Genomic DNA, 13,557 nt, shown 5'->3' on the forward strand with positions numbered 1-13,557 from the left:
GTGTGTCAGTTACTGGTTCATTGACTGACACACCGCATTCGCGAGCAAGCCCGCTCCCACATTTAGACCTCCATCGGTTTTAACAACTGCACAGCGCGTTATCCAGCACTTTGCGCAGTTCCAGCGGGTGGTCCACCACCACGTCGGCCCCCCAGTTGCGTGGGTTGTCGTCCGGGTGGATGTAGCCGAAGGTGACTGCCGCCGTGCGGGTGCCGGCGTCGCGGCCAGACTCGATGTCGCGCAGGTCATCGCCCACGAACAACACGCTGGCCGGGTGCAGGTCGAGCATCTTGCACGCCAGAATCAGCGGCTCGGGGTCTGGCTTGCTGTGCTTCACGTGGTCCGGGCAGATCAGCAGCGCCGAACGCTCGGCCAGGCCCAGTTGCTGCATGATTGGTTCGGCAAAACGCAACGGCTTGTTGGTGACCACACCCCAGACCAGTTTGGACTTTTCGATGTCTTCGAGCAGTTCGGCCATGCCGTCGAACAGCTTGCTGTGGATGGCGCAGCCTTTGAGGTAACGCTCCAGGAACTCCAGGCGCAGCTCTTCAAAGCCAGGCGACTCTGGGTCCATCGAGAAGGTCACGGCGACCATCGCTCGCGCACCACCGGAAATTTCATCGCGGATATGCTGGGGGTTGATCGGCTCCAGGCCTCGGTCGGCGCGCATGGCCTGGCAGATGGCGATAAAGTCCGGCGCGGTGTCCAGCAAAGTGCCGTCCATGTCGAAGAGAACTGCTCGCAACTTCACAGGCTTACTCCTCGCGCAGGGTCTGGATCATGTAGTTGACGTCAACGTCGCTGGCCAGCTTGTAGTGCTTGGTCAGCGGGTTGTAGGTCAGGCCGATGATGTCCTTGACGGTCAGCCCGGCCTGACGGCTCCAGGCGCCCAGTTCGCTCGGGCGGATGAATTTCTTGAAGTCGTGGGTGCCGCGCGGCAGCAGCTTCATGATGTATTCGGCGCCGATGATCGCGAACAGGTAGGCCTTGGGGTTGCGGTTGATGGTGGAGAAGAACACCTGGCCGCCCGGCTTGACCATACGAAAGCAGGCGCGGATCACCGAGGACGGGTCTGGCACGTGCTCGAGCATCTCAAGGCAAGTAACCACGTCGAACTGCTCAGGCATCTCTTCGGCCAGGGCTTCGGCGGTGATCTGGCGGTATTCGACGCTCACGCCGGATTCCAGCTGGTGCAGTTGGGCCACGGCCAGCGGCGCCTCGCCCATGTCGATGCCCATCACGGTAGCGCCGCGCTGGGCCATGGCTTCGCTGAGGATGCCGCCGCCGCAACCGACGTCCAGCACCTTCTTGCCCGCCAGGTTGGCGCGCTCGTCAATCCAGTTGACGCGCAGCGGGTTGATGTCATGCAGTGGTTTGAACTCGCTTTCGCGGTCCCACCAGCGGTGGGCCAGGGCTTCAAACTTGGCGATTTCGGCGTGGTCGACGTTGCTCATGGTGAATCCTCTAAATCTGATAAATCGGTTATTCAGCCCTGAACGCTGGGTTCAAGACCTTCGTTATTCGCTGTGCCCGCTGATCCGTTGGCCCCAGGCGATGGCCGTGGCGGTCAACTGTTGTTCATCCATGCGGGTTAATCGCCGGTCGTCGAGCAACTGCTTGCCGGCGACCCAAAGGTGTTTCACGCACTCGCGTCCGGTGGCATATATAAGCGTTGAGACCGGGTCGTAGATCGGTTGTTGCGCCAGCCCCGAAAGATCAAAGGCGACGATATCCGCCGCCTTGCCGACTTCGAGCGAGCCAATCTCGCTGTCCAGGCCCATGGCGCGTGCCCCATTGAGCGTAGCCATGCGCAGGGCGCGATGGGCGTCCAGGGCGGTGGCCGAGCCGGCGACAGCCTTGGCCAGCATCGCCGCCGTGCGGGTTTCGCCCAACAGGTCGAGGTCATTGTTGCTGGCCGCGCCGTCGGTGCCGATGGCCACGTTCACGCCAGCCTGCCACAGGCGCTCCACCGGGCAAAAGCCGCTGGCCAGTTTCAGGTTCGATTCCGGGCAATGGATGACGCTCGTGTTGCTTTCTACCAGCAAAGCCAGGTCGTCCTCGCTGATTTGGGTCATATGAACGGCCTGGAAGCGTGGGCCGAGCAGGCCGAGGCGGCCCAGGCGCGCCAGCGGACGTTCGCCGGTCTTGTCCACGGCTTGTTGCACTTCGAAGGCGGTTTCGTGCACATGCATATGGATGGCCGCGTCCAGCTCTTCGGCGATCACCCGGATCTTTTCCAGGTTCTCATCGCTTACGGTGTAGGGCGCGTGGGGGCCGAAGGTGATCTTGATGCGTGGGTGGTGCTTGAGGTCGCCGAACAGCTCCACGCCCTGGCGAATCGCCTCATCGGCGCTGCTGGCGCCGGGAATCGGGAAGTCGAGGATCGGCAGCGCGATCTGCGCGCGCATGCCGCTGTTGTGTACGCAGTCGCTGGCGACCTTGGGGTAGAAGTACATGTCCGAGAAGCAGGTGATGCCGCCCTTGAGCTGTTCGGCGATGGCCAGGTCGGTGCCGTCGCGCACGAAGGCTTCATCGACCCATTTGGCTTCGGCGGGCCAGATGTGTTTTTCCAGCCAGGTCATCAGCGGCAGATCGTCGGCCAGGCCGCGAAACAGGCTCATCGCCGCGTGGCCGTGGGCGTTGATCAAGCCGGGACTGAGCAGCATGCCCGGCAGCTCGCGCACTTCTGTGGCGGCCAGCTTCAGCGCGGCGGCGCGCGGCCCGATAAACGCAATGCGCCCGTCACGGATGCCCAGGCCGTGCTCCTTGAGCACCACGCCAGCGGGTTCGACAGGTACCAGCCAGGTTGGCAGCAGCAATAAGTCGAGCGGGGCGGCAGTGGAGGTCATCGCAGGCTTCTTCCCAGGCAGCTATAAAAGAAGGGCGAAGTATACCCGAGCGTCCTGGCTGGCGGATCGCTATAATCGGCGGCTTTTGTTCATGAGTGCGGGGTAAGGGATGCGCGACCGACTGTTAGCTGCAGAGAAAGTGAAGGCCATCGATTGGCGTGATGGCGCACTGCACCTGCTCGATCAGCGTGCCTTGCCCTCACGGGAAACCTGGGTGGCCTGCACCTCGGCGGCTGAAGTCGCCCAGGCCATTCGCACTATGACCGTGCGTGGCGCACCGGCCATCGGCATCAGTGCCGCCTACGGCCTGGTGCTGGCCGCCCGCGAGCGGATCGCCGAGGGCGGTGACTGGCAGGCGGCGTGGGAAGAAGACTACGCATTGCTGGCTGATAGCCGTCCGACCGCCGCGAACCTGTTCTGGGCCTTGAAGCGCATGCGTGACCGCCTCGATCGGGTCAAAAAGCACGCCGACCCCTTGGCGGTGCTGGAAGCCGAAGCCATTGCGATCCATGAAAGCGACCGCGAAGCCAACCTGGTCATGGCCCAGTTGGGCCTCGAACGGATTCGCAAGCACCAGGGCAATGCCCAGGCGATCCTCACCCATGGCAATGCGGGCGCCCTGGCTACCGGCGGCGTGGGCACGGCCCTTGGGGTGATCCGCGCGGCGTTCCTGGAAGGTTTGGTCGAGCATGTCTACGTCAACGAAACCCGCCCCTGGCTGCAAGGTTCGCGGCTGACCGCGTGGGAGCTGGCGGGCGAGGGCATCCCGGTCACGGTGAATGCCGACTCGGCCGGTGCACATATCCTCAAGACCAAAGGCGTGACCTGGGTCGTGGTAGGCGCCGATTGCATTGCGGCCAATGGTGACGTGATCGGCCCGATCGGCACTTATCAATTGGCGGTGTGTGCCATGCACCACGGCGTGCGTTTTATGGTGGTGGCGCCCAGTTCGACCCTCGACTTGATGATGGCCACCGGTGATGATGTGAGCCTGGAAGAGCGCGATTCGGCTGAGTTGCTGGAGGTAAACGGCCAGCGGCTGGAGGTTGCGGCGTTTAATCCGGTCTTCGATGTGACGCCGGCGGACCTGATTGATGTGATCGTGACCGAAAAAGGCATTGTCGAACGGCCTGATACCGCCAAGCTGGCCAAGTTGATGTGCCGTAAGCGCCTGCATTAAGGAAGGTGGCGCTTCTGAGATTGCATTCGCGAGCAAGCCCGCTCCCACACTTGAATTGTGAACACATTCAAGTGTGGGAGCGGGCTTGCTCGCGAATGGGCCTTCAAAGTCAATAAAATCCTTGGATCTGTACCTTGAAAATAGCATCAACGCACTTCTGAGCCTCTCTCGTCCCCCTCAAGCCTGTCATCCGTCAAATTACTAGCCTCCATGCGCATCAGGGGGATAGGTGCGTGGCGGCGATTGTGATAACATCCGGCGGTTTCCATGGCCACCCCAAGGGGTGGCCCATAACGTGCAGATCCGTGTCATAACTCGTTGATTTGTCGTAAGTCGTTGTCAGGCACCGTGCCGGCAACGGCGAGCTTCGTTCGTCCCATATGGATGCGACGAGGTTTCACCCGAAAAAGGAATCAGGCTTCTCATGGGCGAACTGGCCAAAGAAATCCTCCCGGTCAATATCGAAGACGAGCTGAAACAGTCCTACCTCGACTACGCGATGAGCGTAATTGTCGGTCGGGCACTGCCTGATGCGCGCGATGGCTTGAAGCCCGTGCACCGGCGTGTGCTGTTCGCGATGAGCGAGCTGGGTAACGACTGGAACAAGCCGTACAAGAAATCTGCCCGTGTTGTCGGTGACGTGATCGGTAAGTATCACCCTCACGGCGACACTGCGGTGTACGACACCATCGTTCGGATGGCCCAGCCGTTTTCCCTGCGCTACCTGCTGGTAGACGGCCAGGGCAACTTCGGTTCGGTCGACGGCGACAACGCCGCGGCCATGCGATACACCGAAGTGCGCATGACCAAGCTGGCGCACGAGCTGCTGGCCGACCTGCACAAAGAAACCGTGGACTGGGTGCCGAACTACGACGGCACCGAGATGATCCCGGCCGTCATGCCGACCCGTATTCCCAACCTGCTGGTCAACGGCTCCAGCGGTATCGCCGTGGGCATGGCCACCAACATCCCGCCGCACAACCTCGGTGAAGTCATCGACGGTTGCCTGGCCCTCATCGACAACCCTGAGCTGACCGTCGACGAGCTGATGCAATACATCCCCGGTCCGGACTTCCCGACTGCCGCGATCATCAACGGTCGTGCCGGCATCATCGAAGCCTACCGTACCGGCCGTGGCCGCATTTATATGCGTGCCCGCTCGATGATCGAAGACATCGACAAGGTCGGTGGCCGCCAGCAGATCGTTATCACCGAACTGCCTTACCAGCTGAACAAGGCGCGCCTGATCGAGAAGATCGCCGAGCTGGTTAAAGAGAAGAAGCTCGAAGGCATCACTGAACTGCGCGACGAGTCCGACAAAGACGGTATGCGCGTGGTGATCGAGCTGCGTCGTGGCGAAGTGCCTGAGGTGATCCTCAACAACCTCTACGCCCAGACCCAGCTGCAAAGCGTGTTTGGTATCAACGTGGTGGCCCTGATCGACGGCCGCCCGCGCATCCTGAACCTCAAGGACCTGCTCGAAGCCTTCGTGCGTCACCGCCGCGAAGTGGTCACCCGCCGCACCGTGTTCGAACTGCGCAAGGCCCGCGAACGCGGGCACATCCTGGAAGGCCAGGCGGTTGCGCTGTCGAACATCGACCCGGTGATCGCGCTGATCAAGGCTTCGCCGACGCCGTCGGAAGCCAAGGAAGCCCTGATCAAGATGCCGTGGGAATCCAGCGCCGTCGTGGCGATGGTTGAACGTGCCGGTGCCGATTCGTGCCGCCCGGAGACCCTGGACCCGCAATACGGCCTGCGTGACGGCAAATACTTCCTGTCGCCGGAACAGGCCCAGGCCATTCTGGAACTGCGTTTGCACCGCTTGACCGGCCTGGAACACGAGAAACTGCTGGCCGAGTACCAGGAGATTCTCAACCAGATCGGCGAGCTGATCCGCATCCTCAACAGCGCTGTGCGCCTGATGGAAGTGATCCGCGAAGAACTGGAAGTGATCCGCGCCGAATACGGCGACGTGCGCCGCACCGAGATCCTCGATGCGCGCCTGGACCTGACCCTGGGTGACATGATCCCGGAAGAAGAGCGTGTGGTGACCATCTCCCACGGTGGCTACGCCAAGACCCAGCCGTTGGCTGCGTACCAGGCTCAGCGTCGTGGCGGTAAGGGTAAATCGGCTACCGGCGTGAAGGATGAGGACTACATCGCTCACCTGCTGGTTGCCAACAGCCACACCACGCTGTTGCTGTTCTCCAGCAAAGGCAAGGTGTACTGGCTCAAGACCTACGAGATTCCGGAAGCCTCCCGCGCAGCCCGTGGTCGTCCGCTGGTCAACCTGCTGCCGCTGGACAGTGATGAATACATCACCACCATGTTGCCAGTCGAGGAATACACCGAAGGTCACTTCATCTTCATGGCCACCGCCAAAGGCACCGTGAAGAAGACCCCGCTGGAATCCTTCAGTCGCCAGCGCAGCGTGGGCCTGATCGCCCTGGAGCTGGACGAAGGCGACGTACTGATCTCCGCGGCCATCACCGATGGCGAGCGTGAAGTCATGCTGTTCTCCGACGGCGGCAAAGTGACACGCTTCAAGGAATCCGACGTTCGCGCCATGGGCCGTACCGCCCGCGGTGTACGCGGCATGCGTCTGCCGGAAGGGCAGAAGCTGATTTCGATGCTGATCCCGGAAGAAGGCAGCCAGATCCTCACCGCTTCGGCGCGTGGTTATGGCAAACGCACCGCCATCAGCGAGTTCCCGGAGTACAAGCGTGGCGGCCAGGGCGTGATCGCCATGGTCAGCAACGACCGCAACGGCCGTCTGGTCGGCGCGGTACAGGTGCTTGATGGCGAGGAGATCATGCTGATTTCCGACCAGGGCACTCTGGTGCGTACCCGTGTGGCTGAAGTGTCGAGCCTGGGCCGTAACACCCAGGGCGTGACGCTGATCAAGCTGGCCAGCGACGAAACGCTGGTAGGCCTGGAGCGCGTCCAGGAGCCATCGGAAGTCGAAGGCGAAGAGTTGGAAGGCGAAGACGGTGCGGTATTCGATGGCGAGGTGATCGCAGCCGGCGATGACAACGTCGAAGAGCCAACCCTCGATGCTGCCGCAGACGAAGAAGAACCGCAGGAATAAGCGGACACACAGGGGGGCGGATGAAGATTCGCCCCCTTGTTGTTTGTCCGTATGGAAATATCGACAGCCATGGAGATCTAGTGTGGGAGCGGGTGTCGGCTGATATGTTTGCGTGACTACCACCAGATCAGAGTGAGATTGGATGTGAGCAAGAGAGCCTATAACTTCTGTGCCGGTCCCGCGGCGCTTCCTGAAGCAGTCCTGCAGCGTGCGCAGGGTGAACTCCTCGACTGGCATGGAAAAGGCCTCTCCGTGATGGAAATGAGCCATCGCAGCGATGAGTTTGTGTCCATCGCCACCAAGGCCGAGCAGGATCTGCGCGACTTGCTGGGCATCCCTTCCAACTACAAAGTGCTGTTTCTGCAAGGCGGCGCAAGCCAGCAGTTTGCTCAGATTCCGCTGAATCTGTTGCCCGAAGACGGCACTGCCGACTATATCGACACCGGTATCTGGGGCCAGAAGGCGATTGAAGAGGCGTCGCGCTACGGTCACGTCAACGTGGCGGGCACCGCCAAGCCTTACGACTACTTCGCCATTCCCGGTCAGAACGAGTGGAAGCTGTCCAAAGACGCGGCCTACGTTCACTACGTCGCCAACGAAACCATCGGCGGCCTGGAGTTTGACTGGGTGCCGCAAGTGGGTGACGTGCCGTTGGTGTGCGACATGTCTTCGGACATCCTCTCGCGCCCGATCGATGTGTCCAAATACGGCATGATCTACGCCGGTGCGCAGAAGAACATCGGCCCGAGCGGCATCCTGGTCAACATCATCCGCGAAGACCTGCTGGGTCGCGCGCGTTCGCTGTGCCCGACCATGCTCAACTACAAGGTCGCGGCCGATAATGGCTCGATGTACAACACGCCACCGGCGTTCGCCTGGTATCTGTCGGGCCTGGTGTTCGAGTGGCTGAAAGAGCAGGGCGGTGTGGCCGCCATGGGCAAGCTGAACGAAGAGAAGAAGCGCACCCTGTACGACTTCATCGACGCCAGCGGCTTGTACAGCAACCCGATCAACCTCACCGACCGCTCGTGGATGAACGTACCGTTCCGCCTGGCCGATGACCGCCTGGACAAGCCATTCCTGGCCGGTGCCGACGCGCGCGGCCTGCTGAACCTCAAGGGCCACCGTTCGGTCGGTGGCATGCGCGCCTCCATCTACAACGCTGTCGACATCCACGCGATCAACGCGCTGGTTGCCTACATGGCAGAGTTCGAAAAGGAACACGGCTAATGTCTGAGCAAGAACTCAAGGCCCTGCGTGTACGCATCGACAGCCTGGACGAGAAAGTCCTGGAGCTGATCAGTGAGCGTGCGCGCTGCGCCCAGGAAGTTGCCCGCGTGAAGATGGCGTCCCTGGCCGAAGGCGAAGTGCCGGTGTTCTACCGGCCTGAGCGTGAAGCCCAGGTACTCAAGCGCGTGATGGAACGCAATAAAGGCCCGTTGGGCAACGAAGAGATGGCGCGGTTGTTCCGTGAAATCATGTCGTCGTGCCTGGCGCTGGAGCAGCCGCTGAAAGTGGCATACCTCGGCCCGGAAGGCACCTTCACCCAAGCGGCGGCCATGAAGCATTTCGGCCACGCGGTGATCAGCAAGCCGATGGCGGCCATCGACGAAGTGTTCCGCGAAGTGGCGGCCGGTGCGGTGAATTTTGGCGTGGTGCCGGTGGAAAACTCCACCGAAGGCGCGGTCAACCACACGCTGGACAGCTTCCTTGAGCACGACATGGTGATCTGCGGCGAAGTTGAGCTGCGTATCCACCACCACCTGTTGGTGGGCGAGAACACCAAGACCGACAGCATCAGCCGTATCTACTCCCACGCCCAATCGCTGGCCCAGTGCCGCAAGTGGTTGGACGCGCATTACCCGAATGTCGAGCGCGTGGCGGTGTCCAGCAACGCCGAAGCGGCCAAGCGGGTCAAGGGTGAGTGGAATTCGGCGGCTATCGCCGGTGACATGGCTGCGGGCCTGTATGGCCTGACGCGCCTGGCCGAAAAAATCGAAGATCGCCCGGACAACTCCACGCGCTTCTTGATGATCGGCAGTCAGGAAGTGCCGCCCACCGGCGACGACAAGACTTCGATCATCGTCTCCATGAGCAACAAGCCTGGCGCGCTGCACGAGCTGCTGGTGCCGTTCCACGATAACGGGATTGACCTGACGCGAATCGAAACTCGCCCTTCGCGCAGCGGTAAATGGACTTATGTGTTCTTTATCGACTTCATCGGCCATCACCGCGACCCACTGGTCAAAGGTGTGCTGGAGAAAATCAGTCAGGAAGCCGTGGCACTCAAGGTGCTGGGCTCTTACCCGAAAGCGGTTTTGTGAGGCTTTAACATGAGTGGCAACTTCCTCGCCCTGGCTCAGCCGGGCGTGCAACAACTGTCGCCTTACGTTCCAGGCAAGCCTGTGGACGAGCTGGCGCGTGAGTTGAACCTGGACCCGTCGAAGATCGTAAAGCTGGCCAGTAACGAAAACCCGTTGGGCCCAAGCCCCAAGGTGCTGGCGGCGATTCGTGAAGAATTGACCGAGCTGACCCGCTACCCGGACGGTAATGGCTTCGCACTCAAGTCGCTGCTGGCGGAAAACTGCCGCGTCGAGCTGACCCAAGTTACTTTGGGCAACGGTTCCAACGACATTCTTGAGCTGGTTGGCCGTGCGTACCTGGCGCCGGGCTTGAATGCGGTGTTCAGCGAGCACGCGTTCGCCGTTTACCCGATCGTGACCCAGGCCGTGGGCGCTGACGCCCGCGTCATTCCTGCCAAGGATTGGGGCCATGACCTGCCGGCCATGCTGGCGGCCATCGACGCGCAAACCCGCGTGGTGTTTATCGCCAACCCGAACAACCCGACCGGTACCTGGTTCGACGCCCAGGCGCTGAACGACTTCCTGCAGGACGTGCCCGAGCACGTGCTGGTGGTGCTGGACGAGGCCTACATCGAGTACGCCGAAGGCAGCGACTTGCCGGACGGCCTGGACTTCCTGGCGGCTTACCCGAACCTGCTGGTGTCGCGCACCTTCTCCAAGGCCTACGGCCTGGCATCGCTGCGCGTGGGTTACGGCTTGTCCACCGCGGTGGTTGCCGATGTGCTCAACCGCGTGCGCCAGCCGTTCAACGTCAACAGCCTCGCCCTGGCGGCGGCGTGTGCGGCGGTCAAGGATGCCGAGTACCTGGAAGAGGGCCGGCGCATCAACGAAAGCGGCATGTTGCAGCTGCAGGAAGGTTTCCGTGCGCTGGGCCTGGGCTGGATTCCCTCCAAGGGCAACTTCATTTGTGTGGACCTCGGCCAAGTCGCCGCGCCGGTGTTCCAGGGCCTGCTGCGTGAGGGCGTGATCGTGCGCCCGGTGGCTAACTACGGCATGCCGAACCACCTGCGTATCACCATTGGTTTGCCGGCTGAAAACAGCCGCTTCCTGGAGGCGTTGGCCAAGGTTCTGGCTCGTGGTTGATGTCACTGCATTGCAACCTGCTGTGCCTATGATCGGTCGCCTGGTGGTGGTCGGCCTGGGGTTGATCGGCGGCTCCTTCGCCAAAGGCCTGCGTGAAAGCGGGCTGTGTGGCGAGGTGGTCGGTGTGGACCTGGACCCGCAATCGCGCAAGCTGGCGGTGGAGCTGGGTGTGGTGGACCGCTGTGAGGCAGACCTCGCGCTGGCGTGCCAGGGCGCGGATGTGATCCAGCTCGCGGTGCCGATTCTGGCGATGGAGAAGTTGCTGGCCTTGCTGGCGGACATGGACCTTGGCCAGGCGATCCTCACGGACGTCGGCAGTGCCAAAGGCAATGTGGTGCGCGCCGCCAAACTCGCCTTTGGCGGCATGCCGGCGCGTTTTGTGCCGGGCCATCCGATTGCCGGTTCCGAGCAGAGCGGCGTCGAGGCGTCCAATGCGCAGTTGTTCCGTCGCCATAAGGTGATTCTGACCCCGCTTGAGCAGACCGATCCAGCGGCCTTGGCGGTGGTGGATCGCCTGTGGCGCGAGCTGGGCGCGGATGTCGAGCACATGCAGGTTGAGCGCCACGACGAAGTGTTGGCGGCGACCAGCCATTTGCCGCACTTGCTGGCCTTTGGCTTGGTGGATTCTTTGGCCAAGCGCAACGAAAACCTTGAGATTTTCCGTTACGCCGCCGGCGGCTTTCGCGATTTCACGCGGATTGCCGGCAGTGACCCGGTGATGTGGCACGACATCTTCCTCGCCAATCGCGAAGCCGTGTTGCGCACCCTGGACACCTTCCGCAGTGACCTCGACGCCTTGCGCGATGCGGTGGATGCGGGGGATGGCCATCAATTATTGGGCGTGTTCACCCGTGCGCGGGTGGCGCGTGAGCATTTCAGCAAGATCCTGGCGCGCCGGGCCTACATGGAAACCGCTGTGAACGCCGATGAGCAGAGCTTTCTCGCCAACCCGGGTGGCCGCTTGAGCGGGCAGATCCGGGTGCCGGGCGACAAGTCGATCTCCCATCGCTCGATCATGCTGGGCTCATTGGCCGACGGCGTGACCGAAGTCGAAGGTTTCCTCGAAGGCGAAGATGCCCTGGCAACCCTGCAGGCGTTTCGTGACATGGGCGTGGTCATTGAAGGGCCGCACCATGGGCGCGTGACGATCCATGGTGTGGGTTTGCACGGTTTGCAGCCGGCACCGGGGCCGATCTACCTGGGTAACTCCGGCACATCGATGCGTTTGCTCTGCGGGTTACTCGCGGCGCAGCGCTTTGACAGTGTATTGACCGGTGATGCATCGCTGTCCAAGCGCCCGATGAGCCGCGTGGCCAAGCCGCTGCGGGAAATGGGGGCAGTGATCGAAACCGGGCCGGACGGGCGTCCACCGCTGACGATTCGCGGTGGCCAGACGCTCAAAGGCGTGGATTATTCGATGCCGATGGCCAGTGCGCAGGTTAAGTCCTGCCTGTTGCTGGCCGGCTTGTATGCCGAGGGCAAGACCTCGGTGACCGAGCCTGCGCCAACCCGTGACCATACCGAGCGGATGTTGCGCGGCTTTGGTTATCCGGTGGACGTGGCGGGGGCTACCGCGTCTGTCGAGTCGGGCCATGCGTTGACGGCGACACATATAGAAGTGCCAGGGGATATTTCCTCTTCGGCGTTCTTTCTGGTGGCAGCTTCGATTGCCGAAGGCTCCGAGTTGTTGCTGGAGCACGTGGGCGTCAACCCGACCCGCACCGGCGTGATCGATATCCTGCGGCTGATGGGCGCGGATATCACCCTGGAAAACCCGCGTGAAGTGGGCGGTGAGCCGGTTGCCGACCTGCGCGTGCGCGCCGCTGCTTTAAAAGGCATCGAGATTCCCGAAGCCCTGGTGCCACTGGCGATCGACGAATTCCCGGTGTTGTTCGTGGCGGCGGCCTGTGCCGAAGGGCGCACCGTGCTGCTTGGCGCCGAAGAGCTGCGGGTCAAGGAGTCCGACCGCATCCAGGTCATGGCCGACGGTCTGTTGGCCCTCGGCGTGAAGTGTGAACCGACACCTGATGGGATTATCATTGACGGCGGCCCAATGGGCGGTGGCGAAGTGCAATCTCATGGTGATCACCGCATCGCCATGGCCTTCAGCGTGGCTTCCCTACGGGCGACGGCGCCGATTCGTATCCGTGACTGCGCCAACGTAGCTACATCTTTTCCGAACTTTCTTACACTGTGTGCCCATGTCGGCATCCGTGTTGCCCAAGAGGCTCAATTGTGAATATCAAAGCACCGGTGATTACCATCGACGGGCCAAGCGGCTCGGGCAAAGGCACGATCGCCGGCATTCTGGCCAAGCGCCTGGGCTGGTGCCTGCTGGATTCCGGCGCGCTATACCGCCTGCTGGCCTTTGCTGCACGCAACCATGGCGTCGACCTGACCAACGAAGAATCCCTGAAGCTGCTGGCGGCGCACCTTGATGTGCAGTTCGTCGGCGCGACGGAAGGTCATCCGCAGCGCATCATCCTTGAAGGTGATGACGTGACCGATGATCTGCGCAACGAACAAGTCGGCTCCTGGGCCTCCCAGGTTGCCGCGTTGCCGGCCGTGCGCGACGCATTGCTGCAGCGTCAGCGGGCGTTTCAGGAACCGCCGGGCCTGGTCGCCGATGGCCGTGACATGGGTACGGTGGTGTTTCCCGAAGCGCCGCTGAAGATTTTCCTGACCGCCAGCGCCGAGGAGCGTGCTCGCCGCCGCTACTTGCAGTTGAAGGGCAAAGTCGATGGTGTTAGTCTGTCGAGTCTGCTAGATGAGATCCGTGCACGCGATGAACGTGATACCCAGCGTGCGGTAGCCCCGCTAAAGCCGGCGGCTGACGCCATACAGCTGGATTCCACGGAGTTGTCCATCGAGCAGGTGCTGGAACGCATCTTGAGTGAAATCGCCATTCGCGATATCGCCGGGTGATCAAGAAGGCCGCAGGGGACCAGTCATAGTCCTGCGGTGGCTTCTTTTAACTGAAACTGACCCACACCG

General features: G+C 61.9%; 10 protein-coding genes. 7 read left to right on the forward strand and 3 right to left on the reverse strand.

What is annotated here, in order from left to right:
- Window positions 1-79 precede the first annotated feature (79 nt).
- The 3 genes from mupP to ACTD9P_RS04910 all read right to left on the reverse strand — a co-directional run bounded on the left by mupP (window position 80) and on the right by ACTD9P_RS04910 (window position 2,849).
- A complete protein-coding gene (gene mupP / locus ACTD9P_RS04900) occupies window positions 80-751 on the reverse strand; it encodes an N-acetylmuramic acid 6-phosphate phosphatase MupP (protein ID WP_438866891.1) in 672 nt (223 codons plus the stop codon).
- 4 nt (window positions 752-755) lie between these two features.
- Complete coding sequence (gene ubiG / locus ACTD9P_RS04905; RefSeq protein ID WP_314385534.1) at window positions 756-1,454, reverse strand: bifunctional 2-polyprenyl-6-hydroxyphenol methylase/3-demethylubiquinol 3-O-methyltransferase UbiG; 699 nt, start codon at window positions 1,452-1,454, stop codon at window positions 756-758.
- 63 nt (window positions 1,455-1,517) lie between these two features.
- Window positions 1,518-2,849, reverse strand: a complete 1,332-nt coding sequence (locus ACTD9P_RS04910; protein WP_438866892.1) for a TRZ/ATZ family hydrolase — start codon at window positions 2,847-2,849, stop codon at window positions 1,518-1,520.
- 109 nt (window positions 2,850-2,958) lie between these two features.
- On the opposite strand from ACTD9P_RS04910, the gene mtnA reads away from it, so the two are divergent.
- From mtnA to cmk, 7 genes are all read left to right on the forward strand, one after another.
- Window positions 2,959-4,029: an S-methyl-5-thioribose-1-phosphate isomerase gene (mtnA, locus tag ACTD9P_RS04915; protein ID WP_438866893.1), complete on the forward strand. Its 1,071-nt coding sequence runs from the start codon at window positions 2,959-2,961 to the stop codon at window positions 4,027-4,029.
- A gap of 424 nt (window positions 4,030-4,453) precedes the next feature.
- Window positions 4,454-7,117, forward strand: a complete 2,664-nt coding sequence (gene gyrA / locus ACTD9P_RS04920; RefSeq protein WP_438866894.1) for a DNA gyrase subunit A — start codon at window positions 4,454-4,456, stop codon at window positions 7,115-7,117.
- A gap of 144 nt (window positions 7,118-7,261) precedes the next feature.
- Window positions 7,262-8,347 carry a 3-phosphoserine/phosphohydroxythreonine transaminase gene (gene serC, locus ACTD9P_RS04925; protein ID WP_065929271.1) on the forward strand — a complete coding sequence of 362 codons (1,086 nt, stop codon included), beginning with the start codon at window positions 7,262-7,264 and terminating at the stop codon, window positions 8,345-8,347.
- Window positions 8,347-9,441, forward strand: a complete 1,095-nt coding sequence (gene pheA / locus ACTD9P_RS04930; RefSeq protein WP_003172650.1) for a prephenate dehydratase — start codon at window positions 8,347-8,349, stop codon at window positions 9,439-9,441. Before serC ends, pheA begins: the two co-directional genes overlap by 1 nt.
- A 9-nt stretch (window positions 9,442-9,450) precedes the next feature.
- On the forward strand, window positions 9,451-10,563 hold the full coding sequence (gene hisC / locus ACTD9P_RS04935; RefSeq protein ID WP_438866895.1) for a histidinol-phosphate transaminase: 1,113 nt from the start codon (window positions 9,451-9,453) through the stop codon (window positions 10,561-10,563).
- 28 nt (window positions 10,564-10,591) lie between these two features.
- On the forward strand, window positions 10,592-12,802 hold the full coding sequence (locus tag ACTD9P_RS04940; RefSeq protein ID WP_438866957.1) for a bifunctional prephenate dehydrogenase/3-phosphoshikimate 1-carboxyvinyltransferase: 2,211 nt from the start codon (window positions 10,592-10,594) through the stop codon (window positions 12,800-12,802).
- Complete coding sequence (cmk, locus tag ACTD9P_RS04945) at window positions 12,799-13,488, forward strand: (d)CMP kinase (protein WP_003172653.1); 690 nt, start codon at window positions 12,799-12,801, stop codon at window positions 13,486-13,488. Before ACTD9P_RS04940 ends, cmk begins: the two co-directional genes overlap by 4 nt.
- Window positions 13,489-13,557: the final 69 nt, after the last annotated feature.

The sequence above is a fragment of the Pseudomonas onubensis genome (assembly GCF_965653655.1).
Taxonomy (GTDB): Bacteria; Pseudomonadota; Gammaproteobacteria; order Pseudomonadales; family Pseudomonadaceae; genus Aquipseudomonas.

Bases quoted from the DNA above. Each gene is read 5' to 3' on its own strand.
- ubiG (WP_314385534.1), bottom strand. From the start codon at position 1,454: ATGAGCAACGTCGACCACGCCGAAATCGCCAAGTTTGAAGCCCTGGCC.
- ACTD9P_RS04910 (WP_438866892.1), bottom strand. From the start codon at position 2,849: ATGACCTCCACTGCCGCCCCGCTCGACTTATTGCTGCTGCCAACCTGG.
- mtnA (WP_438866893.1), top strand. From the start codon at position 2,959: ATGCGCGACCGACTGTTAGCTGCAGAGAAAGTGAAGGCCATCGATTGG.
- gyrA (WP_438866894.1), top strand. From the start codon at position 4,454: ATGGGCGAACTGGCCAAAGAAATCCTCCCGGTCAATATCGAAGACGAG.
- pheA (WP_003172650.1), top strand. From the start codon at position 8,347: ATGTCTGAGCAAGAACTCAAGGCCCTGCGTGTACGCATCGACAGCCTG.
- hisC (WP_438866895.1), top strand. From the start codon at position 9,451: ATGAGTGGCAACTTCCTCGCCCTGGCTCAGCCGGGCGTGCAACAACTG.
- ACTD9P_RS04940 (WP_438866957.1), top strand. From the start codon at position 10,592: ATGATCGGTCGCCTGGTGGTGGTCGGCCTGGGGTTGATCGGCGGCTCC.